Origin of the sequence: Sphingobacterium sp. LRF_L2 (assembly GCF_965644235.1) — a bacterium.
In the GTDB taxonomy this organism is placed as follows: Bacteria; Bacteroidota; Bacteroidia; order Sphingobacteriales; family Sphingobacteriaceae; genus Sphingobacterium.
The window spans coordinates 187,801-213,422 of the sequence record NZ_CBFFRI010000006.1; the positions used below are offsets into that span (position 1 = coordinate 187,801).

Genomic DNA, 25,622 nt, shown 5'->3' on the forward strand with positions numbered 1-25,622 from the left:
GCCAAATTTATTTATTTTGGCGAATAAACAGCGTAAGGTATTATCATTTCTTCCAGAGAAATTCCTCCATGTTGAAAAGTACCATGGTAGTAGTTGACAAATTGATTGTAGTTGTTTGGGTAAACGAAATAATAGTCATCCTTGGAGAAAACAAAAGAGGAACTTACATGAAGCTTTGGTAGTTGGGCATCATGAGGGTTTTTTATCGTAAAAACCTCTTTCGCATTGTAATTTAAGTTTTTTCCTTGCTTATAGCGAAGATTCGTATTGGTATTTCGATCACCTATAATCTTGCTCGGACGTTTCACTCGGATGGTTCCGTGGTCTGTTGTTACAATAATCTTTACATTGCGTTGCGCTAGCCATTTTAGTGCCTCCAAGAGTGGTGAATGCTCAAACCAAGAAAGTGTAAGAGAGCGGTAAGCACCCTCATCATTGGCTAATTCGCGGATCATAGCTACATCTGTTCTGGCATGCGAAAGCATATCCACAAAGTTGTAAACAAGTACATTTAAGTCGTTTTGCATGAGATTGTTTAATGCATCTAATACATCTTTACCCTGATCCAATGTTAATATTTTATGGTAAGAGTGTTTAATGTCTCGACGGTACAATCGACTGATCTGATCTGCCAAAAATTTATCTTCGTGCATGTTTTTTCCCCCTTCATCGTCGTCATTTTGCCAAAGTGACGGAAAGCGTTTTTCCATTTCCAAAGGAGTTAATCCGCTGAAAATTGCATTTCTTGCGTACTGCGTCGCTGTAGGGAGAATGCTGAAATATGCTTCTTCTTCCTCCAGTCTATAATAGTCCGTTATCACTTCGTTGATCACTTTCCATTGATCATAACGTAGATTGTCAATTAAAAAGAAAAATGTAGGACGTTCCGACTGTAGCATGGGAAATACCTTCTTCTTAAAAAGTTGATGGGATTGCATCGGACCATCTACCTTATTTTGAATCCAATTGATGTAATTTTTTTCGATGAATTTGGAAAACAATGCGTTAGCATCTGCCTTTTGCATGGTTAGGATCTCATGCATGCCTGCATCCTCTAGCTTTTGTAAAGATAGTTCCCAATATACTAGTTTTTTGTAAGCTTCGGCCCATTGCTTATGGTCCAGGTCGTCAGCTATGGTCATGCCCAAGTTTCGGAATTCCTGTTGGTATGCCATGGACGTTTTTTCGCTTACTAGGCGTTTGTTTTCGGTGAATTTTTTTATCGTTAGAAGAATTTGTTTGGGATTGACCGGTTTAATGAGGTAATCATCGATCTTAGAACCTATAGCGTCTTCCATCAAATGCTCTTCTTCATTTTTTGTTACCAACACGGTTGGGATTGTTGGGTTGATGGTTTTCAAGATCGCCAAAGTTTCCAATCCGGTTTTTCCTGGCATGTTTTCATCTAGGAATACGAGGTCGAAGGGTTCGGATTGAAAGGCCTCTACTGCATCATTTCCATTATTGACCGTTTTCACACGGTAGCCGCGTTCTTCGAGTAGCATAATATGGGGACGTAAAAACTCTATTTCGTCATCAGCCCATAGAATATGTATCTTGTTTATCATCATAGTGGTGTCTCTCGACCTTCTTAGCTTAAAAAAACTTCTTGGCAGTATGCCTCTAAAATTTGAATCAAATACTAAAATAGTCAGAAGGGAGTTTTTTACTTTATTTTTAACATAAATTAACTTCAATCTCCTTATCTTTGCGCTAATTTTAAACTGGAAAAATCGCCTGATAACGAGCGGTGAAATGTATCTTAGATGAAGGAACTGAATACGTTGTATTCTTTTGACAACAACTCAAAATACATTGTTTATTAGGTTCAAAATTAAAGATAATAATTATAAAAGGTAGTCAGAATTGAATAAGAAAAAGATAATTAATGACCCAGTTTACGGATTTGTATCAATTCCGTCGGCATTTATTTTTGATCTTATCCAACATCCGTTTCTTCAACGGTTGCGCTTTATAAAACAGGTGAGTATGACTCATCTTGTTTATCCAGGGGCATTGCATACCCGATTTCAACATGTAATCGGTGCTATGCATCTCACTTGTTTAGCAATTGACACCTTGCGGAGTAAAGAAGTTTTTATTACGGCAGAGGAAGAAGAAGCTGTATTGGCCGCCATATTATTGCACGACATTGGACATGGCCCTTTTTCACATTCTTTAGAGCACACGTTAATAGAGGGCGTTTCACATGAAATGATTTCTTCACTACTCATGGATAAACTGAATTCTGCGTTTGGAGGAAGATTGACGCTAGCGATTACCATTTTTAACGATCATTACCCTCGTAAATTTTTTCATCAGCTGATATCAAGTCAACTTGATACGGATAGGATGGATTATTTAAATAGGGATAGTTTCTTTACCGGAGTGTCTGAAGGTGTAATTTCTTTTGATAGAATTATCAAGATGCTTAATGTCCATGACGACGAGTTGGTGCTAGAAGCGAAAGGAATCTATTCGGTCGAAAAATTTTTGATTGCTCGCCGCCTGATGTATTGGCAGGTTTATTTGCATAAAACAGTGATTGGGGCAGAACAGATGTTAATTAAGATTCTCTATCGTGCAAAAGAACTTAGCATGCAGGGGAAAGAACTGTTTGCGACGAAAGCTCTACGTCATTTTTTGATCAACAAGATTGATGTTCATAATTTTTTAGATACACCTGATCACTTGGCTTGGTTTACACGCCTAGATGATACCGATATCATGTCTGCAATCAAAGACTGGGTTTACGCAGAGGATAAGGTTTTGAGTACCTTGTGCCAAAAGTTGATGAATAGAGATCTGTTAAGAACAGAGATTAGGAATACAGCCTTCTCTACGGAGGAACTGGAGGATGTAAGAAAGCGAGTTAAAGTTCATTTTGACTTGAGTGACGATGAAATAGATTATTTTGTCTATACACAAACGATTCAGAATAGTGCCTATGATACCAAAAATAATAATATAAAGGTATTGAATAAGTTCGGTGGAATACAGGATATTACAGAGGCATCTGATTTGTCTAATTTGGAAGCATTAGCGAAGCGTGTGGTGAAATATGCGATATCTTATCCAAAGGAAGTTGGATTCCCACTACGCTAAGGTTAATAATTTGATAAAAAATAATTAAGAAAAAGTATACATTTGTAAAATGCAATTTACTGCAAATCAAATAGCAACATTGTTGGGAGGCTACGTAGAAGGAGATCCGGATGTCATTGTAAATCAGTTGTCTAAGATTGAGGAAGGAAAGGCCGGTTCTTTGGCTTTTCTATCCAATCCAAAATATGAGCAATTTTTATATGATACGGAGGCGTCGGCTGTAATTGTCAACGAAGATTTACTCTTACAGCGAGAGGTTTCGACCAGCTTAATTCGTGTTAAAGACGCGTATTCGTCTTTTTCCGAGTTACTTCGTATTTATCACCAATTGAGAAATGAAAGGAAAGGAATCGAAGAACCTTCTTTCGTTCATGAATCTGCCAAAGTAGGTGAGGAGTTGTATCTTGGTGCATTCTCCTATATTGGACGGGATGTTACCATTGGAAATCAAGTGAAAATTTATCCACAGGTTTACATTGGTGATGGTGTCATTATTGGTGATCATGTGACGCTCTATCCAGGGGTTAAAATCTATTACGATTGTGTCATCGGTAATGATGTCGTGATACATAGTGGTGCTGTCATAGGAAGTGATGGATTCGGTTTTGCACCACAAAAGGATGGAACCTACAGTAAGGTACCTCAAATTGGAAATGTGATCATTGAAGACGACGTTGAAATCGGTGCAAATACCGTTATTGATCGAGCTACATTAGGATCAACTGTTATTCGCAAGGGCGTTAAATTGGATAATTTGATCCAGATAGCACATAATGTGGAGATTGGTGCAAATACCGTTGCTGCAGCGCAAACAGGTATTTCAGGCAGTACAAAAATCGGTGAAAATGTTGTGTTAGGTGGGCAAGTAGGTGTTGTTGGACATATTCAAGTTGCTTCTGGCTCACAGATTCAAGCCCAATCTGGTATCAATCGGTCTATCGATCAGGAAAATAAGAAGTGGGGAGGCTCCCCTGCAATATCTTATAATAGCAATTTACGTTCGCAGGTGATATATGTTAAGTTGCCTCAGCTTGAAAAGCGTATTGCAGAATTGGAAGCTAAGCTAAAGGATTTTTATGATGAAACTCGATAAACTTGATCAATAGAATGTTGGATATGAATGTAAAACAAAGGACAATATTGTCTGAGATATCTATTTCGGGGATAGGATTACATACGGGGAAAGCCGTTAATATGACGATCAAACCTGCAGCAGAATTTCATTGGTATAAATTTAAACGAGTTGATATAGAGGGGAGCCCTATTGTTGCAGTTGATGCAGATAATGTGTCTGATACCTCTCGGGGGACTACAATTACCCAAAATGGCGCTTCGATAAGTACGATAGAACATTTGATGGCAGCTTTAGTTGGGCTGCAAATCGATAATGTCCTTATTGAAATTGATGGTCCTGAGGTGCCTATCTTAGATGGAAGTTCCAAGATTTACGTGGAAAAGCTTCTGGAAGTTGGGTTTATTGACCAAGATGCTGATCGTGATTATTACGAGATTAAAGATAATATTTCTTATGTAGAGAAGGATCGTCGTGTAGAGATTATTGCCATGCCTTTGGATGGTTACCGCTTGACTTGTATGATTGACTTTAACTCTCCGGTGTTAGGTAGCCAACATGCATCTATAAGTAATATCACTGAATTTCAAAATGAAATCTCTGCTTCACGGACTTTCTGCTTCTTGCATGAATTGGAAAGCCTTCTGAATCACAATTTGATAAAAGGAGGAGATCTTTCTAACGCTATTGTTATTGTCGATAAAGAAGTTAGTAAAGAGGAGTTGGATAAACTTTCCGGTTTATTTAACAAATCTGTTGAGGTCGCTAACGAAGGAATTTTGAATAATATTCAACTTCGCTACCAGAATGAACCTGCACGTCATAAGTTACTTGACATGATTGGGGACCTTGCATTGGTAGGACGTCCTTTGAAAGGTCATATCATGGCCGCTCGTCCTGGTCATGCTGCTAACGCTGCTTTCGCAAAAAAGATAAAAGCACAAATAAAAAAAGATAAGAATCGTAAGAATATGAAGGTGTATAACCCTAATATGACGCCAGTTTACGATACCGTGCAGATTATGAATATTTTGCCTCATCGTCAACCCTTCCTGATGATTGATAAGATTTTGGAACTCTCCGATACGCATGTGGTGGGTTTAAAGAATGTAACTATGAATGAAGATTTATTTATGGGGCATTTTCCAGGATCTCCTGTTTTTCCTGGTGTTTTGCAGATTGAAGCTATGGCGCAAACAGGTGGAATCTTGGTTTTAAATACGGTTCCTGATCCACAAAATTGGTTGACGTTGTTCCTAAAGATTGAAAATGCTCGTTTTAAGAATCAGGTAACCCCCGGAGATACCATTATTTTCAACTGCGAATTGTTGGAACCTATTCGCAGAGGCATTGCACGCATGAAGAGTGTAGGTATGGTGGGAGATAAAGTAGTTAGTGAAGCCGAATTGATGGCTCAAATTGTAAAAGTAAAAGATAATTAACATGATACAACCGTTATCATACATACATCCCGAGGCGAAGATCGCTCAGAATGTGGTGGTAGAACCCTTCTCAACCATTCATAAAGATGTCGAAATCGGAGAAGGAACTTGGATTGGATCTAATGTGACAATCATGAACGGTGCTCGAATAGGTAAAAATTGTAGAATCTTTCCAGGAGCAGTTATTTCAGGAGAGCCTCAAGATTTAAAGTTCGAAGGTGAGGTTACAACAGCAGAAATCGGAGACAATACAACCATTCGTGAATGTGTAACGATCAATCGTGGAACAAAGGATCGCTACAGGACTGTAATTGGGAAAAATTGTCTTATACAGGCTTACAGTCATATTGCTCACGATTGTTTTGTAGGCGATAATTGTATTTTTTCCAATTCAAGTACACTAGCAGGACATATCACGGTAGGTGATTATGTCGTGTTAGCGGGAATGGTTGCCGTACATCAGTTTTGTAAAATAGGTTCTCATGCATTTGTTACTGGTGGAACCTTGGTGCGGAAGGATGTACCTCCTTTTATAAAAGCTGCACGTGAACCAATTTCCTATGCTGGAATTAACTCCGTAGGCTTACGTCGCAGAGGTTTTACTGCGGGGCAAATTACTGAGATACAAGATATTTACAGGGTGTTATTCGTTCAGAATCGGAACTTAACGAAAGCACTTGATTTGATTGAAGCGGAATTTGCACCAACGGAATTGCGGGATGAAATTTTATCTTTTGTTCGCAATTCGAACAGAGGGGTTATAAAGGGTTTTAATCAGGGACGAATCTCTACACTTTAACAGAAGGATATTTATTGAATATAACTTTACTTAATTTAGGTCGTCGGTATAACAGGGAGTGGATTTTTCGACATGTCGATTATTCCTTCTCGTTAGGAAAAAAGTATGCAATTCTTGGACCCAATGGTTCCGGTAAATCTACGCTACTGAAAACAGTGTCGGGGAGTTTATCTGCCAGTGAGGGTGAGATACAATACCGTGATCTTCAACATCAGGTTATTTCAGTTGAGCAAATTTTTCAACTTTTAAGTATTGCTGCTCCTTATATTGAACTTGTAGAAGAGTTGACTCTACGTGAAATGATCGAATTTCATTTCCGCTTTAAATCCTATTTAAAGGGCTTTGATTTTGACAGCGTGGTAGAAAGGATGAATCTACATAAAGCTCTTGATAAGGAAATCCGTTTTTTCTCGTCGGGGATGAAGCAACGTGTGAAATTGGCTTTGGCTTGTTGTTCTGATACCCCGATTGTGCTATTGGATGAGCCAACGAGTAATTTAGATCTAGATGGTGAAGCTTGGTATTTATCATTAGTAAATGAAACCTGTGGTGTAGATCGTCTTTTATTGATTGGATCAAATCAAGAGAAAGAATATGCATTTTGCGACGAGTTTATTCATGTTCTTGATTTTAAATAAGAAAGAAACAAAGGTTTTATAAAAGCCGTATATTTTGTAGTTTTGTAACGCTAAAATTCAAAAAGATTGTTATGTCAAAAGCATCTGAAGTAAAATCAGGAAATATACTCCGTTTTAATGGGGAGCTAGTTGCTGTGGAAGAGTTTATTCACCGTACACCGGGGAACTTACGTGCCTTTTATCAGGCTCGTATGCGTAATGTACGTTCCGGTAAATTAGTAGAATATCGCTTTAGAACGGATGAAGAAGTAGAAATTGCTCGCGTAGAAACAAATGATTACCAATATCTTTATGATGAGGGTGATTTCTTTGTGGTAATGGATAATGCGACTTATGACCAATTTAACATTCCTAAAGGATTGTTTGGTGATACAGCCCGCTTTCTTAAAGAGGGAATGAATGTTATTATTGCGTTTGAAAGTGATGAGCCTATCATGGCACAGGCACCGACGACGGTAGAATTGGAAATTACATATACGGAACCTGCGGTAAAAGGTGATACATCGACGAATGCATTGAAGTTAGCAACAGTTGAAACTGGTGTTGAGATTCGTGTACCGTTGTTCATTAATCAGGGAGACCGAGTGAAAATTGATACACGTACGGGAGATTATATCGAACGCGTGAAATAAGGCTTTAGGTTTAGGTTGATTATTCGGTCTTGTTAGCTGCTCAAGCGCAAGACCGTTTTTTTTTTCATGATGACAAAAGATGCATTAAGAAAGAAATATAAGGAATTGCGTAGGGAATTGAGCGATGTTGATTTCGTGCGATATAACCACGAGTTATTCTTTCGGCTTCACGATATGGATTGGCAAGGAGTAAGGTACTTACATTGTTTTTTGCCGATTATTCGTCATAAAGAACCAGATATGTGGCATTTTATAAGGTGGATGAATACCCATCATCCACAGGTCAATATCGTGGTGAGTGCAAGTAACGTGGCTGACTATTCCATGTCGCACTTTTTATTTTCGGAACATCTTGAATTTGTCGAAAACGAATGGGGAATTATGGAGCCTGTCCGTGGAGATGTTGTGCCTGAACGGTTGCTAGATATGGTGTTAATTCCTTTGTTGGTTGCGGATACTCTAGGTAATAGAGTGGGCTATGGGAAGGGATTTTACGATCGATTTTTAGCCAAATGTAGACCTGATTGCAAAAAAATTGGACTTTCTTATTTCGAGCCGGTAGATCGAATTGATGATGTTGGTCCATTTGATATCCCCTTGAATGTGTTGGTGACACCGGAAAACAAATGGGTCTTTTCAGAGAAGTAGAAAGAATCGCTTATGTACCATGTTGAAGATCTCACAGGCGATTCTTTCTTATGCTTTTTACTTATATAGAATTCTGAACTTAATAGTGTTCTCGATCTGCTTCAATTGCTTGAGGATATTTTTATCGTAAGCGGTGTGAATATCGGTTACGGCATAGCCAATTTCACCTTTTGTCATCAGAAATTGCGAGATGATGTTGATGTCATTTTCTGCATAGACATTGTTGATCTGCGCCATAATGCCAGGCACATTCTTATGGATATGTAATAAGCGATGAGCTTGCGTGAGGCGAGGAAGGATTAGATTTGGGAAATTTCGACTCATGGACGTATCTCCGTTATTGATGAAATCTGCCATTCGCCGAGGAATAAATTCTGAATTTCTCTTTTTATTTTTCTTATCGTCAAATATTACAATACCTTTCTCGAGACATATCTGCTTGTTGATATGCCCTTTGACATCTCCCAAGAAACCTATGGTTTTTAATTTATCAGCTTTTGATAATTGTTCATCGTCAATTGAAATCCCATCAGCAAGGAGTAGTAGACCTACGTCCTTTGTGTATTTTTCTTCGAATGAGTCTTTGATTCGCACAGAGAATCCATCTCGTTTCAGGATGTGCACCGCTATTTCGGGAACCTCACCGATGATAAGGCATAGGATTCTATTCTTTGGATAGGATATTGCGCGAGGTAGATCGTTTACATATAGAAATTCGTCGAAGCTAGGCGTAATGTGATCGGCTTTTTCCGTAACACTTTTACGCGATATGTTTTCCGTGAATGCGAAAAATTTTTCGATTAGTCCAGATTCTTTTAATTGAAAATCGGAATAACCATCGCCTATACCGAAAATACGTCCATCGATTTGTAGCTCCTTCAATAGTTTTACTTTTCCTCCCTCATCTGAGAGTGGGTTGGATTCGTCGTATCCTATGATATTGCCCTCATCGTCAAATTTAAACGTATTGGCGTAGATGTTTTCCTTCTTGATATGATATGGGGTTACGACAGGAGTAATGAATTCTTTGAAACCTCCAGAAACAATCCAAGCTGTATCTTCATTTTTCTTGAAAAAGTCTTTGTTGCGATCGAAGGAACGAGATACTTTTTTCTTTAAATGTGAAACGAGCTTATCGAGATGGCTCTTGTTCGCATTTAGCAATTTTACTCGGCCAGCAAGACTTTCTCTGAAGGAAATCTTTCCCTCCATAGCAAGATTGGTGAAATCCTCTATTTGTTGATAAATAACTTCCCTGTCTGGATGACCTTCTAGCGAAATTCTTGCTAGTTCGTCCAATGCTTCGACTTGTGTAAATGTACTATCGAAATCAATGATGTAGTAATTTTTCACAGTTTGTTTAGTTTGATTTTCTGATTACGGTTTATATTCTAGACTCATTTCTTGCAAAGTTACATCAACTGGTTTGAAATGATATCCTGTAGTGTCTGTTATCTTTTGGTTTGAATAAGCCCATTTCGCGGCGGATGCCCTTGCGGCATCTTTGGTGAGTGTCGGACGTTTTCCCCTTATCCAGGCTAAGCATGTGGATGCCCGCCATGCAATTTCCAGTATAGCCTGTTTTGCTTCTATCGTTGGGGCAGGTTTGTTGATAAGACGGGCAATACGTTCCAATAGACTTTTATTCGTCAAATTTTCACTGTTAAGAATGAATCGTTCTCCAGAGATATGGGATTGCGCCATTAAAGCGATCATGATGCGTGAAACGTCCTCTACATCTACGATTCCTACCGTTCCAGGAGGATAAATTTTTAGGCCGCGATTAACCATATCGAAGATTACCTTTGACGCTTTCTTTCCTGTTCCCAGACCCATAATGACCGAGGGATTGACAATGACAGCGTCTAGTCCCTCTACAATGCCCCGCCACACTTCCATTTCGCTTTCATATTTGGAAAGTGCATATTTGGAAATGTAGGCACCTTCATCCCATTTGGTGTCTTCAGTGATCAACTCGTTTGCTTTGCTTGGACCAATGGCGGCTATAGAACTCACATGGATAAGTCTTGCACCATGCTCGAGACAGAGATTTACGATATGCTTTGTTCCTTCGATGTTGGTATGTAGCATATCATCCCAATCGGCCTTTTGATACGAAATTTTTGCAGCACAGTGATAAACCTCTTTTACTTCCGAAAATAAATCTGCAAGTGCAAAGTAGTCGGTTACGTCTGCATCGAACCACTGCACTAACGAAGAAGATCTTAATATATCGGGTATATGTGATGCTGCACGTTTTATTGCAATGACAGCAACGCCTTCGTCAACCAAAAATTTGATCAATGTAGATCCCAAAAAACCTGTTCCACCTGTTACTAATACCACTTGCTAACTTATTGTTGAAAACTTATTCTTTCCAAAAATAGCTTAATAAATGCATATTTGCGAAATACTCAGTACATTGTTTCTTTTTTTGTCACATTCATACCCAGTATTCTATGTCATTAGCTGATTTTTTTTCTCCGATTTCTATAAGTGATTTTTGCTCTGGAACGGATTTTTACAGTTCTCAATTTGGAAAATCTATTGCCGCTTATGAAGAATCCTTTCCAGATCTACAAAGCCCAGAACTAAAACCTCATCTTGTTTTGATTGGTGTAGAGGAGGAGAGAGTTTCTGTTAACAATATGGGAACGAAGAAGTCTCCGGATGCAGTACGGAAATATTTGTACAACTTGTATCAGGGTGATTATCAGGTTCGTATAGCAGATCTTGGCAATATACAAGCTGGGGCAACGGTGCGCGATACTTATGTCGCCTTGAAGACTGTTGTAGAGGAACTTATTAAGTTGGATATGACACCAATCATAATAGGCGGAGGTCAGGATCTTACCTATGCACAGTACATGGCCTATGAAGGCTTGGAGCAAAGGGTAGAAGTGGCTGTCATTGACGCTAAGTTTGATCTTGATCAGGAAAACGGAGAGGAGACAGCATTAACATCGAACACTTATCTTAATCATATTATCTTACACCAACCTGATTACCTGTTCAATTTGAGTAATTTGGCTTATCAAACGTATCTGGTCAGTAAAGAGTCTGTTAATATGTATGACAAGCTTTTTTTTAGCACGATGCGTATTGGTATGATGGCTGGACGCCTTGATCAGGCGGAACCGTTGATAAGAGCGGCTGATATGGTGAGTTTTGATATTGGGTCCATCCGGGCATCAGAAGCCCCAGGAAATGCTAATGCATTTCCAAATGGATTATATGGTGATGAAGCTTGTCAACTAGCGCGATATGCGGGGATGTCCGATAAATGTTCTTCCATAGGGTTTTATGAATATAACCCTACATTTGATCCAATGGGACATACGGCGAGCCTTGTTGCACAAATGATTTGGTGTTTTATCGATGGTTATTATAATCGAAAAAATGATGCGCCTTTGGTTCCAAAATCGGCTTATATAATTTATCGAACTACTTTGGAAAATGATGATTACGAACTTGTTTTTGTGAAAAGTAAAAAATCGGACCGTTGGTGGATGCAGGTTCCTTATTTTGGATCAAAATCAATTAATGAACGATATTATTGGGTGCCTTGCCGTTATGAAGATTACCAACAGGCGGTTGCAGGGGATATGCCTGATCTCTGGTGGAAAACACATCAAAAATTACAATAATAATTAAACAAGAAGGAGTTGATATTGATGGAAGTCGTTCTATTTGTAGTTATTGGGACTTTAGTTGTGTTATTGTTGGTGTTGGTTCGAGCGAATGGGCAACGGGTAGCCCGGGTAGAGTTCGAGCAATTGAAGCAACAGTATAATCTAGCGTCAATGGAGCTGACGAAAGTTCAAGAGCGTGAAAAGATGCTTCACGAAAATAAGCTAACGTTGGAACAGGCACTGGAAAGAGAACGTAGAGAACGTACTGCTGTAGAGCGTACATTAGAAAGTACCCATGCCTATCTTCAGGCGCAACAGGAAAAATTCCAGCAACAACAGGAAGAAATGGCACGTCTTCGCGAGCAATTTCACTTGGAATTCCAGCATATGGCAAACCGTATTCTGGAGGAAAAAACAAAGAAGTTTACCGATCTTAATCAACAGCAAATGGATCAGATCCTGAATCCGTTAAAAGATAAAATAAAGACATTCGAAGAGAAGGTGGAGCGGACGTATCAGCATGAATCTGCGGAACGTAATGTGTTGAAGGGAGTCGTTGAGCAACTTATGCAGCAGAGTCTGCTGATAAAAAATGAGGCAAATAACCTGACAAAGGCGTTAAAAGGTGATACAAAAAAGCAAGGCAATTGGGGGGAGATTATTTTAGAAAGAGTGTTGGAAAGATCGGGGCTAGTTAAAGATCAGGAATACCGTCTACAAACGGTATTCAAAGAGGAAGATGTTCGAAAAATTCCAGATGCAATTATTTTGTTGCCCGATGAGAAACATCTGGTTGTTGATTCAAAGGTTTCACTGGTGGCTTACGAGCGCTGGGTGAATGCGGAAGAAGAATTAGAACAAGCGCAATATTTATTGCAACATGTGCGGTCGATTGAAAGTCATGTGCGGGAACTTTCTGCGAAAAATTACCAAGATCTGTACAGTATACATTCCCCGGACTTTGTATTACTTTTTATGCCCATAGAATCGGCGTTAAGTTTGGCCGTGCGTGAGAAGCCTGATCTGTTCTCTGATGCTTGGGATAGAAGAGTAGTTATTGTAAGTCCATCTACATTATTGGCTACTTTACGCACAATTGCGAGTATTTGGGTACAAGAGCGGCAAAACCGTAATGTATTGGAAATTGCAAAAGAGGCAGGCGCTTTGTACGACAAATTTGTTGGCTTTTTGCAAGATATGCAGCAGATTGATGCTTATTTGCAAAAAGCAACGGAGAAACATCAAGATGCAATGAAGAAACTTTCGAGCGGAGCCGGTAACGTCATTCGAAAGGTTGAGAATCTGAAAGTGTTGGGTGCTAAAGCAAATAAACAAATCGATACGCGTTTCTTGGATTAAGCGACGTGGCCGGCTAGTAGCCTGCCGCAAAGTCATCCCCGCGCGGATCTGCACCCGTCTGTAGCTTACCATTGGGAAGCACGAGAATATTTTCCATACGTCCAATGTTTCCTCTTTTATAGATTGAATAGCCATCTTTTTCTAGACTTTCTCGTGTAGTCGGGTTTACTGCATGTTCTTCCACATCGATACGATCTGGTTTCCATTGGTGGTGGAAGCGTGGCGCAGATACAGATTCTTGGGCATCCATTCCAAATTCGACGACATTTAAAATGCCTTGGAAAACAGAAGTGATAATGGTGGAGCCCCCAGGTGTCCCGATAACCATCTTCAGTTTGCCGTTCTCTTCTACAATCGTTGGAGACATTGCACTGAGCATTCGTTTATTCGGTGCAATGGCATTGGCTTTACCACCTAGTAGTCCATATAAATTAGGAGTTCCTGGTTTTACAGAAAAATCGTCCATTTCATTGTTCAGAAGGAACCCCGCACCTTCTACCCATACACAAGAACCGTATGATCCATTGAGTGTTGTCGTCAGAGATACGGCATTACCCGCCTTATCTACGATACAAAAATGTGTTGTTTCCTCCGATTCGTAACCTGGAAATTTGGTGGCTTGTACGGCAGAACTTGGAGTGGCCTGTTGCAGGTTAACCTTGGCCATACGTTCTTGATTGAACTTTCTATCTGTCAGATTTTCTACAGGGACAGTATAAAAATCGGGATCCCCTAAGTGTGTAGCACGGTCGGCGTAGACCCGGCGTTCCGACTCAACCATTGCTCTAATGGTACTATCCGACTGAAATCCCCATTTTGCCAGCGGGTAATTTTCTACCGATTGAAGCAAGGCTAGTAGTGCAATACCTCCGCTCGAAGGAGGAGGCATAGAAATGATCTTATAGTTTTTATATTGTCCTGCTATTGGCGCCCGCCATACGGCATTGTAATTTGAAAGATCTGCATGAGATATGATTCCATTACCACGTTTCATTTCGGCCACGATGAGGTCTGCTGTTTTTCCTTCATAGAAACCTTTTGCTCCTTGGTCGGCAATACGCTGTAGCGTCTCTTTCAGTTGATTTTGTACAAAGATATCACCTGTGTTCCACGGTTTTTCGCGAACTATAGCGGGATTTTTTTGATTTAACTTCCTGAAAATAGCCTGATGTTCATTAAATTCCTTGGCTTGCTGTTCGGTGATAGCAAATCCCTTTTCAGCTAAAGCAATAGCCGGATTGAGTAGGCTGCGCCAAGGTAATGAACCAAGTTTTTTATGCGCTTCTTCCATTCCTGCTACCGATCCAGGGACGCCCGCGGCTAAAGATCCATATAAGCTAAGGTCGGTTATAGGATTCCCCTGGTTATCTAGATACATGTCGCGATGCGCACTTCCTGGTGCTTTTTCTCTGAAATCCAATGATAATATGTCACCTTGATTACTGCGGTACACCATGAATCCACCGCCACCAATGTTTCCAGCATTTGGATAAACTACTGCTAAAGCAAATTGCACAGCGATGGCAGCATCGATTGCATTTCCTCCTTTTTGGAGAATTTCTACACCTACTTGAGAGGCGAGTGGATGTGCGGTAATAACAGCTGCATTGTTGAACTCTTTTGCAGCGGTTCTGGTGCTTTTATTTGACTGAACAGCACAAGAAATAAATAGAAATAAAATAGCGGAGAAAGATAAGCGTATTTTCATGAAGTAAACTTAGATATTTTGACTTTTAAAGCAAAATTATACCTCTACTTTGAAGCTTGAATTGAAAATTTCTTACGAAATAAATTTATTAGAAGTGCCATTCACAATTTATTTGGGAGAGATGTTGTGGTTTTTTCGTATTAATAGGCTGAAATTAGTAACTTTAGCATAGTGGGAAGGATGGATTGTTTGGAATGGTTCGTATGCGTGCTATCGGAAAAAGTGTTAATCAATTTTACCATATTTAGGGAATCAGCAACATGAAAAGAATAATTCTATTTACTTTTTTTATCGTGTGTTCTGGATTGCTTTCGGCACAGGACCTTCGTATTCTTTCTTTTAATATACATCATGGTAATCCTCCCGCTGAATCGGCTAAAATTGATTTGGACCGTATTGCTGCTGTTATAAAAGATGCTAAGGCAGATATTGTCGGGATTCAAGAGGTCGATATTCGAGTTTCACGATCGCAGTTTGTTGATCAAGCCCGTGCGTTGGCAATGCTTACCGATATGTATTATTATTTTGCTAAGGGTATCGATTTGGAAGATGGGGAGTATGGTACCTTAATCCTTTCAAAGCATAAGATTGTAGGTAATAGGCGGTATGATTTACCTATGTTGGAAGCTAGTGAAAACCGCTGTTTAGCCATTGTAGATATTGAATTGTCGAATAAGAAGGTAATTTCCTTTGCGAACACGCACCTGGATTTAAAGGAGTCGAATAGACTCGCTCAAGCGAGATATATCACAGAATTAGGCGACTGGTATGATCGGCCGTTAATTTTGGTAGGTGATTTTAATGCATCTCCTGATAGTGAGGTTATAAAAATACTTGATGAGTATTTCGTACGAAATACGAGTACCAATGGGCCAACACATCCAAATATCGACCCAACAGTAGAGATTGATTATATTACTGTCGGCAAGCATACTAAATTCTCGTGGAAAACTTATAAAAGGCTGGCCGAAAATACAGCTTCTGATCATTTGGCATTATTTGCAGAAATAGAAATCAAGTAATACCTTTTATGGTATAAAAATGCCTAATTAATGCCGTCCGTACTACTGAAAATGTATACCCTATTTTAGTTTTTCATTGTTTTTATGCCTATCTGCATCACGGATCGACTTCTTTTCAAGGTTTTTGTGAAGAGCTTCGGTTAGGTCTATACCCGTTTGGTTTGCTAGGCACATTAAAACAAAAAGTACGTCAGCCATTTCATCGCCCAAATCAACATCCTCATCCGATTTTTTAAACGATTGTTCTCCATATTTTCTCGCCATTATCCGAGCAACTTCCCCCACTTCTTCCATTAGAATGGCTGTGTTCGTGAGCTCGTTAAAGTAGCGTATACCTGTGCTGTTGATCCATTTGTCGATAATGTGTTGTGCTTCCTTAATTGTCATAATGTAAAATAGATGATTAAAATACCGTATTAAAAATTCTCTTTATCTTTTGTATTCATAACGATCGTTACCGGGCCATCATTTCGAAGGTCTATTTTCATATCTACTCCAAAAATTCCCATTTGTACTTCTTTGCCTAATAGAACGCTGAGTCGTCTCCCCATGTCTAAATACATAGGTTTGGCGATGTCGGGCTTTCCGGCGCGAATAAAAGATGGACGATTTCCTTTTTTCGTTTGTGCAAAAAGAGTAAACTGTGATATTAATAGAATATTTCCACCAATATCTTGTATGGATTTATTCATCAATCCCGCTTCATCAGAGAAGATTCTAAGGTTTACTAATTTTTGAGAAAGCCACTCCATATCCTCAGTACTGTCTAGCTCTTCAACGCCCAATAATACCAGTAATCCTTGTTCTATTTTTCCTGTGCACTGTTCATCGACGGTACAACTTGCAAAAGATACGCGTTGTATAACTGCTCTCATACTGCAAATTAAAAAGTAAAAAATGAAAATAAAAAGAGTAATAGGTAAATGCATGTCATTCGATAACATGTGTTGAAAGCGGCCCCTCGCAATTACGGGTAAAGATGGTATTTCATTAGAACGGAGCCACTAATCAGCGGCTCCGTTCTAATGATCAAGCTTTGCTTGGTTGACTAAAATCTTAAATTTAAACCTAACATGTAGTTTGTGGTGGCCTGTGGGTAATAGAAATTGTAGTAACTCCGGTTGCCTGAGGTATCCATCGACCCCCAAGTATATCCTGATGTTTCATATTTTGCGTTAAAAATATTGTTGATTTGTAAAAGGATATCTATATTCTTTAGTCCAAACGCGGATATGCTGTATTTTGTGCCAAAATTAGTGACTGTAAAAGGGTCTATACTGCGGTCATTTGAGCTTGTATTATCGAGGAAAAGCCTAGATACGTATTTGCTACGAAGACTGAATTCTAGATTTTCCAGAGGTCTATAAGCAAATTCATTGGATAAAATGGTGGAAGCAGATAGCGCAATGTCGGTTTTGTCGTATTTGATTTCCTTCGTTTCCACAAAATCCCAGTTATCATAAACATCGACGTATTCCGTGAAATTTTTTATTTTATTTTCACTAAAAGCTGCTGTTGCTCGCCAGGTAAATTGCGAAGTGATGTTCCACGCTGCATCGAGCTCTAATCCTACGCGGTAGCTATCAGGTACGTTTTGACGTATGGTTCCTCCGACATCGTTGATTGCACCTGTAGGGATCAGTTGATCTTTGTAAAGCATCGCATAAAGATTTGCACCAATGTTTACATTGCTGCTGCTGTAACGGTATCCGCCTTCAATATTCTGCATACGCTCAGGACGAGGAAATTCGCTGAGGGGATTCTCTACATAATCTTTTCGTATAGGTTCTTTGTTCGCATATGCATAAGAAAGATAAGCGTTACTTTGCGAAGAGATCAGATAAGTCATCCCGAATTTCGGGTTAAAGAAATTCAAGTTATCGCTCAGGTCAATGTTTTTTATTTTATCGTCGTTTCCTGCCGTCTTATAATTTACATTACGGTATTGAAGATCCAAATTAAAGAGCCATTTGTTTAGGGTGTAATCCATCTTTCCGTAGACACTGAAATCTGTTTTCTTAGCATCGTTGAAATAGTATTTGTCGCCTAGTTCGCTATTTGAAGCATATCGAGCCCAAATTACTTCTCCATAATGATCACCTTTATATTCGTTGTATGCACCGCCAAAGGTGAATTTTAGATTCGTAGAAGGCGTATAGTTTAGCGCATAGGTTGTGCCATAAAAATGATTGTCCAACCATCTTCTGCGGATTAAATCTGACGATGAAATAGTTTCACCTCCAATTGTCAGCTCATCCATGCCATACTTAGAGAAATTGTCCTGAGGGCGGTATTCTTCGTAGTAACCTGCGCCACGCGTGTAGTGTAATGCTACACTGAAGTTCAGCACGTCGCTGATAAAGTTATTGTAATGCAGGCGTGCGTGGGTCTGTGTATAATTATCCGTTTGGTTATCGTATGTGTAGTAGTTGTATGTCCGGTCTGCGTTCATTAAGCGGCTATATTCGCTACTGCTTTCATCGAAACCAAAAGCGTTAACGGCGTAGTCGGCCAGTTTACTTCTGTCTCCTTTGACGAGAGGTTCTGGAGTGCCGTACCATGCTTGGTAGGTTTTCTCTTTTCCGGAAAACAGAGTAGCCTTTAAGGTCTGCTTTTTACCATAAATACCGCCATCGACATAGAACGATTTAAGATCAGAGCTTGCACGATTAACATAGCCATCCGATGCGATACGTGATAGTCGGGCATTAAAAGCATATCGACCATCGATCAGTCCTGTTCCAGCTTTTAATGTATTTTTCCATGAATTGTAAGAACCATAAGCGTTATTCAACTCTGCATAAGGTTTCTCATTGAGCGCCTGCGTTTGGATGTTGAGGGATGCTCCAAAAGCTCCGGCTCCGTTTGTTGATGTTCCGATACCGCGTTGAATCTGAATGTTATCTACACTAGAGGCAAAATCTGGTAAATTCACAAAAAATGAGCCCATACTTTCTGCGTCATTCAGCGGAATTCCATCTAATGTAACATTGATACGCTCATTATTGGATCCCCGGATAGTCATATTGGTGTAGCCAATTCCATTTCCGGCATCAGAACCTATGATAATGGAAGGAGTTTGGTCCAGCAAATAAGGGATATCTTGTCCTAGATTGGATTTCTCGATAGTTTGTCTATCCAGATTTTTAAACGTTGTAGATGCATTATTTTTTGCCCTAGTTGCATTTACCAGTACCTCTTCTGTTCGAATAGTGGTTGGGCTAAGCTGTAGTTGAATATAGCTGTCAGGCTGTAGTTGGATTACCGTATCTTTGGCGATATACCCCAAAAAAGAAGCTGTAATTGCATACTTTCCGTTTGGCAGGCGACTGAATACCGCTATTCCCTGTGTATCTGTTTGCTGCGAAAATAATTGTGTTTTGCGTACATTCACAGAGGCATTGCGCAGTGGCTGCTTTTGCTCGTTAAGCACTTCTACACGCAGTTGCTGTTGGCCTACCGCAAGGCTGGACATGGCTACTAACGCCAGTGTCGCAAATGATTTCATCATGATATTGAAACTTGTATTTAAGTTAAACAAACTATTACCAGGGGTCAGCAATAGCGTCTCATTTAACTAACCTTTTCCCTACGCCAGCATTATCTGGATCAGGTGCGTTCCTAAAAAAAGAAACTGGGTATAATCTCAGCCTGTGTTTGTGTTTTAAAACAAGGCACCCCTTTCGATACGGGCAAAAATAAAGAATAATTTGAGAAACGCAAATTATTTTTTTTTAAACAGGGTAAAAAAATTTTTTATTATTAAAAATTACCGTTGTTTAGATGAAAATTATAAATTAGCAGATGTATTTTCTCTAAATACTTTAACAGAACGGTATCATGGCTCCATTTTTGATTCGTTCTAGTGACACAAAATTAGTTTACGTAGGGAGATGAGGTTTATTTCAGCAAATATTGTTGTTCCTGTCGTTGGGAACTTTATAAAAAAAGGCGTCGTAGCAATCGATGAGTCGGGACTTGTTACAGGAATCTATGAAGATGATGATATCACAGTCCGGGATGTTCAGAAGGAGTATTATGATGGTGTCCTTATACCTGGATTAATAAATGCCCATTGCCATATTGAACTGTCCCACATGCTGGGAAAAACACGGAAAGGTATGGGATTACCACGGTTCTTGTCTGAAGTTATGAAAATGCGTAATTCGGATAAGAATCAGATTCTGGCAGAGATTAAGGCTGCCGATCAACGGATGTATGATCAGGGAATTCAGGCTGTTGGAGATCATGTGAACACGGAGCTATCTGCAGAGGTAAAGGCTAGTAGCCGTATTGTTTACCATACCTTTGTGGAAGTAATGGCTATGGTGAAAGAGGATATCCAACCGAGGATCGATCGTGCTCGGGATGTAGAGTTCTATTTTGATGCAAATCACACTTCAATCACGCCACACGCTCCTTATTCCTGTTCTAAGGAATTATTTAAAGCTTTTCGTAAAGCCGTTCACGAAGATAATATCTTAAGTATTCATAATCAGGAGAGCGAGGAAGAAAATAAGCTGTTTCGCTATAGAGAGGGGGAGTTTCTGGCGTTTTATGAAGAAATGGGATTAAATGCAGAGGCGTTCAAGGCTCAAGCTCGAAATTCCGTGCAATCCTATTTGCCCCATCTACCGAAGAACAACCGTATTATTTTAGTGCATAATACCTTCACTTCATTGAAAGATATAGACTTTATCAATCGCCAAACCCGTGATGTGTATTATTGTGTTTGCCCCAAAGCGAATCTATACATTGAAGATAAACTTCCGAAGATATTGAATTTTGTTCCGGATTCTGAACGTATGGTTATAGGTACGGATAGTCTTGCTTCTAATGATACATTAGATATTTTGGAAGAGATGAAGGTTCTTTCAGCCAACTTCCAACAATTGGATTTTACGCAACTGTTACAGTGGGCCACATTGAATGGTGCCAAAGCTTTAGGGCTATCTGATGTTATGGGGTCGATAGAAGTAGGGAAAAGGCCAGGACTTGTGCTGCTGGAAGGGATGAACAATCTGCGTTTGAATGATCGTGTAACCTTGCGAAGAATAGCCTAGTTTCTTCGGTAATTCTTCTGTACATTTGTTACTGATGAAGCATTTGAATATACAGGTGGTCGGAAAAGTACAAGGCGTCTATTTTCGCATGACATGCAAAGCGGTTGCAGATCAATTGGGCGTAAAAGGTTTTGTGATGAATCGTCCAGACGGCAGTGTTTATTTGGAAGCAGAAGGTGATGCTTTTGCATTAGCCTCTTTGTTGGAATTTTGTGCAGAAGGTCCGGATGATGCTGATGTGACCAGCATTTCGAAAGAGGAAGCTCCGCTAAGAAACTTTAAGAATTTCGAAGTAGTAAAAAAGATCAAATAAGTTTTCGTGTCGTCCATTAAGAAATTTGTTAGTGATACCGTGATATATGGTTTGACAACCATCATATCGCGTATGATTGGTTTTTTAATGACACCTATTTATCTTCAGCGGTTTAGAGATGCGGCTGAGTATGGTGTATATTCCAATTTTTATGCTTGGGTGTCGATGTTAAATGCCATTCTCGCATTTGGGATGGAAACAACCTATTTTAGGTATCTTCAAAAGGTGGATAGCAAAGATAAGGACCGCGTTTTTAACAATAGTTTTTTTGTGACTGTCGCGACGTCAATTCTTTTGTTGTTGACTGTGTACCTCTTTACTGATCCTATTGCACGATGGTTTGCCGATGGCGGAGACATTGCTTCGTATACCAAGTATATTAAATATTTTGTCTTTATTTTGGTGGCTGATGCCTTGGCGGTAGTTCCCTTCGCTAAGCTAAGAGCTCAAGGGCGTCCTATTCGTTATAGCTACCTCAAGTTTATCAATATTTTTGTAAACTTGGCATCTATTCTATTTTTTATTGTCTATCTGCCATCGTCGATAAAGACTTCCTCTTTTTGGTTTGATATTGCAGGAGATTGGTACCAGGAAGGACTTATTGGTTTCGTTTTTATATCCAATTTGTTGGCGAGTGCCATTACTCTTCTGTTACTTGTGCCTGAATTACTAACATTGAACTTACGCGTAGATCGCGTGTTGCTCAAAAGTATGTTAGGGTATAGTCTTCCAATTCTTGTTGCTAATATATCTTTTATTATCAATGAGAATTTAGATAAAATGATCTTTCCTAAACTGTTGCCTGGAGAAGAGGGATTAACTCAACTGGGAATCTATAATGCTGTGGCGAAGATTGCTATTTTTCTCAATCTTTTTGTGACAGCTTTTCGGCTTGGTGCCGAACCTTTCTTTTTCTCGTATGCAAAGAATGAAAATGCGCCGAAAACTTATGCGAAGATTATGCAGTACTTTGTCTTGCTCATGGTGTTTGTCATGATCGGGTTGACGGTAAATTTAAGTTGGTTGAAATTCTTTATTAAGGGGAATGAACTCGCACCGGAGGAGTACTGGACAGGTTTGCATATTGTTCCTATTTTATTGTTCAATTTTGTTCTTTTAGGTATTTATATGAACCTCTCTGTTTGGTATAAATTGACCGATCATACCCGGTATGCGCTTTACATAGCTGGAATAGGCGCAGCGGTTACCATTTTGTTGAATATCCTGCTTATACCGACGTATTCTTATCTTGGAGCAGTACTTTCGACAACGGTGGTATACGTTATCATGATTAGTTTATCACTTTTTTGGGGGCAGAAGTACTATCCGGTTCCATATCCATTTTTGAAGATATTCGGTTATCTTGCCGTAGGATTGTTGATTTCGTTCAGCAGTTTCTTTATTCTTGATAGCAATCCTTGGATAGGAAATGTGATGTTATTGATTGTTGTACTGGGTGCACTCTTTGTAGAGCGAAAAAACCTAGAAACTTTGTTGAAAAGAAGATAGAAGTTGCTTCGAATTAAGCAACTTCCTCAGCAAATTTATCTTTTATTTCTTCCAGTACATCGAGAATATCCTGTTGATTTTGTAATCCCACCAACTGCATACGGTATTCTTTAAAATTAGGTATTCCCTTAAAGTAATTGGCGTAATGTCTGCGCATTTCGAATATACCTGTTTTATCACCTTTCCATTCGATGGATTTGTTGAGATGCGTGCGACATACTTCAACGCGTTCAGCAATAGTGGGGCCTTCAAGACGCTCGCCTGTTTCAAAAAAATGCTTAATTTCCCGGAATATCCATGGGTAGCCTATAGAGGCTCTTCCGATCATAATACCATCTACTTCAAATTCTTGGCGCCAAGCCGCGGCTTTCTCTACAGAGTCTACATCGCCATTGCCAAAAATAGGGATATTAATCCTTGGATTACGTTTTATGTCGCGGATCATGCGCCAGTCGGCCTGGCCTTTATACATTTGAGATCTCGTCCTTCCATGTATAGCGAGTGCTTTAATGCCTATATCTTGAAGCCGTTCGGCGACTTCATAGACATTTTTCGTGTTATCGTCCCATCCCAATCTTGTTTTAACGGTAACTGGGAGATGAGTAGCTTCAACGACGGCCTTTGTCATGGCAACCATTTTATCGATGTCTTGCAGCAACGAAGAACCAGCACCTTTACAGACGACATTTTTAACAGGACAGCCGTAGTTAATATCAATAAGGTTTGGCTTTGCAGCTGTACAAATTTCCGCTGATTGGCGCATGTGTTCGATATCTGAACCGAAAATCTGAATTCCTATAGGACGCTCGTATTCAAATATATCCAGTTTTTGCAAAGATTTAGCTGCATCACGGATCAGTCCTTCAGAAGATATAAATTCAGTATACATCATATCTACACCGTTCTGTTTGCATACATAACGGAAGGGAGGATCACTTACATCTTCCATCGGAGCTAATAGTAGCGGAAATTCGCCCAAATCAATATGTTCACCAATCTTAACAGCCATCTTACCAATTTTTTACAAAGGTAATAAAAAATGAAGTTTTATATTCGTCTACCCCATGTCATAATGATTGGCGCTGATATCGGTACTTTCGAGCGCGTGGTAGTCGTGTAGAAAAAGTTTAATTTTTGAAGGTACAATGATTGAGATGGTCATTGACCATGCCTACAGCTTGCATGAAAGCGTAGCAAATGGTTGTTCCGAAGAACTTGATGCCCCGTTTTTTTAGATCCTTAGCTATGGCGTCGGATTCGGCTGTGTGAGTAGGCGCTGATTTCATTTCGTTCAACGAATTTACTATAGGCTGTTGATTTGGCATAAAGCTATAGAGATAATTGTAGAATGAACCAAATTCTTGTTGTATATCTATAAAGAGCTGTGCATTTTTCACTGCTGCTTCAATTTTTCCTCGATGCCTGATGATAGAAGGATCGCTGACCAATTCGTCGATTTTTTTCTGGGAATATTGTGCCACTTTTTTGTATTGGAAGTTGCTGAAAGCCTTTCTGTATCCTTCTCTGCGTTTGAGTATCGTTATCCAGCTTAATCCTGCCTGAGCCGATTCAAGAATAAGAAATTCAAAAAGAATATCGTCGGAGGTGACTTTCTTTCCCCATTCTTCGTCATGGTACTTAACATATAATTCATCTGTTCCACACCAAGGACATCTCACAATTTCAGAATGCTTCATGTTTTCGTTTTTTACCTGCTAATAATATTTTAACTTTACGGCAAAGTAAGAAAAAAATTGAATGTATCTATTAAAGTCTATTCTGTTAATTTGTGTGTTCTGTTATTGTAGTTTACTAGGTTTTGGACAGGTAGATACAAGCAGGAGCGCGCTAGAAATCGATAGTGTGCAGCGAGCAGAAAGGGATGATTTTAATTACGTTTTTCCTTCCGCAGCGCGGCCTCATCAACTTTTAGACCAATTGATGTTAGAATTGATGGAGCAGAGTACGAACTTTCAGAAAGCTTTTGAATCGATGCAAGCAAAGGCTGCCTCGGAAGATACCTGGATGGGGCAAGCCAAGGTGGAGCGACCATCGTGGGTATTATTGTGTGTTTTTATACTCTTTTTAGCGATAGCTTTGATTCGGTTGTCTTTTCCCGGAGATTTTGCGATGATTGTCGAAGCCTATTTTAATGAGCGAACACTGCAACAGGTTAGTAAAGAGGATAATATGCTAACCTCTTGGCCATACGTTTTTTTGTATTTAATATTTAGTTTGGCATTAGGATTGTTTATTCTAGTGGCTCAGTCTGCATTTGTACAGTTCGATGTTTTAAACTGGAAGAATTATTTTCAAACGACCTTGTTTGTTTCTTTTCTTTTTATTCTCAAGATATTGTTGATTCGTTTTATATCCTTTGTGTTCGAAATTGGACGTTTGGTAAGAGAATATGTAACGGTTTTGTATCTCGTATATTTCAATAGTATGCTTTTTCTCATGCCTTTTCTTCTAGGCGTAACACTGGTTCCTACGAAGTATTTTAATTTTTTGTTAATTTTATTTAGTGTTGTTGTATCTATATTGTTTATATATAGGTTTTTACGTACTGCGTTTCGACTTTTTGGAAATCTAAAGTTTTCAGTTTTTTATTTAATTCTGTATCTTTGCGCACTTGAAGTCGCGCCGATTTTGATATTGGTAAAAACACTGAGCAATTAAA

General features: G+C 39.3%; 23 protein-coding genes. 14 read left to right on the forward strand and 9 right to left on the reverse strand.

The features are described from left to right. Positions 1-11 precede the first annotated feature (11 nt). On the reverse strand, positions 12-1,568 hold the full coding sequence (locus tag ACSZOX_RS13665; RefSeq protein WP_437920809.1) for a PglZ domain-containing protein: 1,557 nt from the start codon (positions 1,566-1,568) through the stop codon (positions 12-14). Between the two features lie 298 nt (positions 1,569-1,866). Between ACSZOX_RS13665 and ACSZOX_RS13670 the strand changes: the two genes are divergently transcribed. The 7 genes from ACSZOX_RS13670 to ACSZOX_RS13700 all read left to right on the forward strand — a co-directional run bounded on the left by ACSZOX_RS13670 (position 1,867) and on the right by ACSZOX_RS13700 (position 8,336). Beyond that, positions 1,867-3,105 (forward strand): HD domain-containing protein, encoded by a 1,239-nt coding sequence (locus ACSZOX_RS13670; RefSeq protein WP_437920592.1) that lies wholly within the window; start codon positions 1,867-1,869, stop codon positions 3,103-3,105. A 49-nt stretch (positions 3,106-3,154) separates the two neighbouring features. Then, positions 3,155-4,198: a UDP-3-O-(3-hydroxymyristoyl)glucosamine N-acyltransferase gene (gene lpxD, locus ACSZOX_RS13675; RefSeq protein ID WP_437920593.1), complete on the forward strand. Its 1,044-nt coding sequence runs from the start codon at positions 3,155-3,157 to the stop codon at positions 4,196-4,198. A gap of 23 nt (positions 4,199-4,221) precedes the next feature. Continuing rightward, positions 4,222-5,619 (forward strand): bifunctional UDP-3-O-[3-hydroxymyristoyl] N-acetylglucosamine deacetylase/3-hydroxyacyl-ACP dehydratase, encoded by a 1,398-nt coding sequence (locus ACSZOX_RS13680; RefSeq protein ID WP_437920594.1) that lies wholly within the window; start codon positions 4,222-4,224, stop codon positions 5,617-5,619. A 1-nt stretch (position 5,620) separates the two neighbouring features. Further along, positions 5,621-6,418 carry an acyl-ACP--UDP-N-acetylglucosamine O-acyltransferase gene (lpxA, locus tag ACSZOX_RS13685; RefSeq protein ID WP_437920595.1) on the forward strand — a complete coding sequence of 266 codons (798 nt, stop codon included), beginning with the start codon at positions 5,621-5,623 and terminating at the stop codon, positions 6,416-6,418. Between the two features lie 14 nt (positions 6,419-6,432). Beyond that, on the forward strand, positions 6,433-7,056 hold the full coding sequence (locus ACSZOX_RS13690; RefSeq protein ID WP_437920596.1) for an ABC transporter ATP-binding protein: 624 nt from the start codon (positions 6,433-6,435) through the stop codon (positions 7,054-7,056). A gap of 71 nt (positions 7,057-7,127) precedes the next feature. Further along, on the forward strand, positions 7,128-7,688 hold the full coding sequence (gene efp, locus ACSZOX_RS13695) for an elongation factor P (protein WP_437920597.1): 561 nt from the start codon (positions 7,128-7,130) through the stop codon (positions 7,686-7,688). Between the two features lie 66 nt (positions 7,689-7,754). Continuing rightward, positions 7,755-8,336: a 5-formyltetrahydrofolate cyclo-ligase gene (locus tag ACSZOX_RS13700; protein WP_437920598.1), complete on the forward strand. Its 582-nt coding sequence runs from the start codon at positions 7,755-7,757 to the stop codon at positions 8,334-8,336. A gap of 57 nt (positions 8,337-8,393) precedes the next feature. Here the strand turns inward: ACSZOX_RS13700 and ACSZOX_RS13705 are convergent, their stop codons facing one another. Beyond that, positions 8,394-9,689 (reverse strand): HAD-IB family phosphatase, encoded by a 1,296-nt coding sequence (locus tag ACSZOX_RS13705; RefSeq protein ID WP_437920600.1) that lies wholly within the window; start codon positions 9,687-9,689, stop codon positions 8,394-8,396. 24 nt (positions 9,690-9,713) lie between these two features. Then, positions 9,714-10,682 (reverse strand): SDR family NAD(P)-dependent oxidoreductase, encoded by a 969-nt coding sequence (locus tag ACSZOX_RS13710; protein ID WP_437920601.1) that lies wholly within the window; start codon positions 10,680-10,682, stop codon positions 9,714-9,716. A gap of 113 nt (positions 10,683-10,795) precedes the next feature. On the opposite strand from ACSZOX_RS13710, the gene ACSZOX_RS13715 reads away from it, so the two are divergent. Both ACSZOX_RS13715 and ACSZOX_RS13720 read left to right on the forward strand, forming a co-directional pair. Beyond that, positions 10,796-11,983, forward strand: a complete 1,188-nt coding sequence (locus tag ACSZOX_RS13715) for a formimidoylglutamase (protein ID WP_437920602.1) — start codon at positions 10,796-10,798, stop codon at positions 11,981-11,983. Between the two features lie 27 nt (positions 11,984-12,010). Then, positions 12,011-13,327, forward strand: coding sequence for a DNA recombination protein RmuC (locus ACSZOX_RS13720; protein WP_437920603.1), 1,317 nt, complete (start codon positions 12,011-12,013; stop codon positions 13,325-13,327). A gap of 13 nt (positions 13,328-13,340) precedes the next feature. On the opposite strand, the gene ggt is transcribed toward ACSZOX_RS13720, so the two are convergent. After that, a complete protein-coding gene (gene ggt / locus ACSZOX_RS13725; RefSeq protein ID WP_437920604.1) occupies positions 13,341-15,035 on the reverse strand; it encodes a gamma-glutamyltransferase in 1,695 nt (564 codons plus the stop codon). Positions 15,036-15,295: 260 nt separating this feature from the next. On the opposite strand from ggt, the gene ACSZOX_RS13730 reads away from it, so the two are divergent. Next, on the forward strand, positions 15,296-16,057 hold the full coding sequence (locus ACSZOX_RS13730; RefSeq protein ID WP_437920605.1) for an endonuclease/exonuclease/phosphatase family protein: 762 nt from the start codon (positions 15,296-15,298) through the stop codon (positions 16,055-16,057). 60 nt (positions 16,058-16,117) lie between these two features. Here the strand turns inward: ACSZOX_RS13730 and ACSZOX_RS13735 are convergent, their stop codons facing one another. From ACSZOX_RS13735 to ACSZOX_RS13745, 3 genes are all read right to left on the reverse strand, one after another. After that, a complete protein-coding gene (locus ACSZOX_RS13735; protein WP_437920606.1) occupies positions 16,118-16,444 on the reverse strand; it encodes a nucleotide pyrophosphohydrolase in 327 nt (108 codons plus the stop codon). Positions 16,445-16,473: 29 nt separating this feature from the next. Further along, the gene (gene dtd / locus ACSZOX_RS13740) at positions 16,474-16,932 is read right to left on the reverse strand and encodes a D-aminoacyl-tRNA deacylase (protein ID WP_437920607.1); all 459 of its coding nucleotides are present in this window, start codon (positions 16,930-16,932) and stop codon (positions 16,474-16,476) included. 173 nt (positions 16,933-17,105) lie between these two features. Next, entirely contained in the window at positions 17,106-19,568 is a 2,463-nt protein-coding gene (locus tag ACSZOX_RS13745) for a TonB-dependent receptor (protein ID WP_437920608.1), read from the reverse strand. Between the two features lie 382 nt (positions 19,569-19,950). Between ACSZOX_RS13745 and ACSZOX_RS13750 the strand changes: the two genes are divergently transcribed. From ACSZOX_RS13750 to ACSZOX_RS13760, 3 genes are read left to right on the forward strand one after another with little or no spacing between them, the layout of a single operon-like run. Beyond that, positions 19,951-21,120 carry an amidohydrolase family protein gene (locus tag ACSZOX_RS13750; protein WP_437920609.1) on the forward strand — a complete coding sequence of 390 codons (1,170 nt, stop codon included), beginning with the start codon at positions 19,951-19,953 and terminating at the stop codon, positions 21,118-21,120. 34 nt (positions 21,121-21,154) lie between these two features. After that, positions 21,155-21,433 carry an acylphosphatase gene (locus ACSZOX_RS13755; RefSeq protein WP_437920610.1) on the forward strand — a complete coding sequence of 93 codons (279 nt, stop codon included), beginning with the start codon at positions 21,155-21,157 and terminating at the stop codon, positions 21,431-21,433. A 6-nt stretch (positions 21,434-21,439) separates the two neighbouring features. Beyond that, complete coding sequence (locus ACSZOX_RS13760) at positions 21,440-22,942, forward strand: MATE family efflux transporter (RefSeq protein WP_437920611.1); 1,503 nt, start codon at positions 21,440-21,442, stop codon at positions 22,940-22,942. Positions 22,943-22,955: 13 nt separating this feature from the next. On the opposite strand, the gene dusB is transcribed toward ACSZOX_RS13760, so the two are convergent. Together dusB and ACSZOX_RS13770 are read right to left on the reverse strand one after the other, a co-directional pair. Further along, on the reverse strand, positions 22,956-23,951 hold the full coding sequence (gene dusB, locus ACSZOX_RS13765; protein ID WP_437920612.1) for a tRNA dihydrouridine synthase DusB: 996 nt from the start codon (positions 23,949-23,951) through the stop codon (positions 22,956-22,958). Positions 23,952-24,069: 118 nt separating this feature from the next. Continuing rightward, the gene (locus tag ACSZOX_RS13770) at positions 24,070-24,639 is read right to left on the reverse strand and encodes a DNA-3-methyladenine glycosylase I (RefSeq protein ID WP_437920614.1); all 570 of its coding nucleotides are present in this window, start codon (positions 24,637-24,639) and stop codon (positions 24,070-24,072) included. 61 nt (positions 24,640-24,700) lie between these two features. Between ACSZOX_RS13770 and ACSZOX_RS13775 the strand changes: the two genes are divergently transcribed. Then, positions 24,701-25,621 carry a DUF4271 domain-containing protein gene (locus ACSZOX_RS13775; RefSeq protein WP_437920615.1) on the forward strand — a complete coding sequence of 307 codons (921 nt, stop codon included), beginning with the start codon at positions 24,701-24,703 and terminating at the stop codon, positions 25,619-25,621. The last annotated feature ends 1 nt before the right edge of the window (position 25,622 follow it).

Excerpts from the sequence above, each read along its gene's own strand:
- ACSZOX_RS13665 (WP_437920809.1), bottom strand. The coding sequence starts at position 1,568 with ATGATAAACAAGATACATATTCTATGGGCTGATGACGAAATAGAGTTT.
- lpxD (WP_437920593.1), top strand. The coding sequence starts at position 3,155 with ATGCAATTTACTGCAAATCAAATAGCAACATTGTTGGGAGGCTACGTA.
- ACSZOX_RS13680 (WP_437920594.1), top strand. The coding sequence starts at position 4,222 with ATGAATGTAAAACAAAGGACAATATTGTCTGAGATATCTATTTCGGGG.
- lpxA (WP_437920595.1), top strand. The coding sequence starts at position 5,621 with ATGATACAACCGTTATCATACATACATCCCGAGGCGAAGATCGCTCAG.
- efp (WP_437920597.1), top strand. The coding sequence starts at position 7,128 with ATGTCAAAAGCATCTGAAGTAAAATCAGGAAATATACTCCGTTTTAAT.
- ACSZOX_RS13700 (WP_437920598.1), top strand. The coding sequence starts at position 7,755 with ATGATGACAAAAGATGCATTAAGAAAGAAATATAAGGAATTGCGTAGG.
- ACSZOX_RS13715 (WP_437920602.1), top strand. The coding sequence starts at position 10,796 with ATGTCATTAGCTGATTTTTTTTCTCCGATTTCTATAAGTGATTTTTGC.
- ACSZOX_RS13720 (WP_437920603.1), top strand. The coding sequence starts at position 12,011 with ATGGAAGTCGTTCTATTTGTAGTTATTGGGACTTTAGTTGTGTTATTG.
- ggt (WP_437920604.1), bottom strand. The coding sequence starts at position 15,035 with ATGAAAATACGCTTATCTTTCTCCGCTATTTTATTTCTATTTATTTCT.
- ACSZOX_RS13730 (WP_437920605.1), top strand. The coding sequence starts at position 15,296 with ATGAAAAGAATAATTCTATTTACTTTTTTTATCGTGTGTTCTGGATTG.
- ACSZOX_RS13735 (WP_437920606.1), bottom strand. The coding sequence starts at position 16,444 with ATGACAATTAAGGAAGCACAACACATTATCGACAAATGGATCAACAGC.
- dtd (WP_437920607.1), bottom strand. The coding sequence starts at position 16,932 with ATGAGAGCAGTTATACAACGCGTATCTTTTGCAAGTTGTACCGTCGAT.
- ACSZOX_RS13745 (WP_437920608.1), bottom strand. The coding sequence starts at position 19,568 with ATGATGAAATCATTTGCGACACTGGCGTTAGTAGCCATGTCCAGCCTT.
- ACSZOX_RS13750 (WP_437920609.1), top strand. The coding sequence starts at position 19,951 with ATGAGGTTTATTTCAGCAAATATTGTTGTTCCTGTCGTTGGGAACTTT.
- ACSZOX_RS13755 (WP_437920610.1), top strand. The coding sequence starts at position 21,155 with ATGAAGCATTTGAATATACAGGTGGTCGGAAAAGTACAAGGCGTCTAT.
- dusB (WP_437920612.1), bottom strand. The coding sequence starts at position 23,951 with ATGGCTGTTAAGATTGGTGAACATATTGATTTGGGCGAATTTCCGCTA.
- ACSZOX_RS13770 (WP_437920614.1), bottom strand. The coding sequence starts at position 24,639 with ATGAAGCATTCTGAAATTGTGAGATGTCCTTGGTGTGGAACAGATGAA.
- ACSZOX_RS13775 (WP_437920615.1), top strand. The coding sequence starts at position 24,701 with ATGTATCTATTAAAGTCTATTCTGTTAATTTGTGTGTTCTGTTATTGT.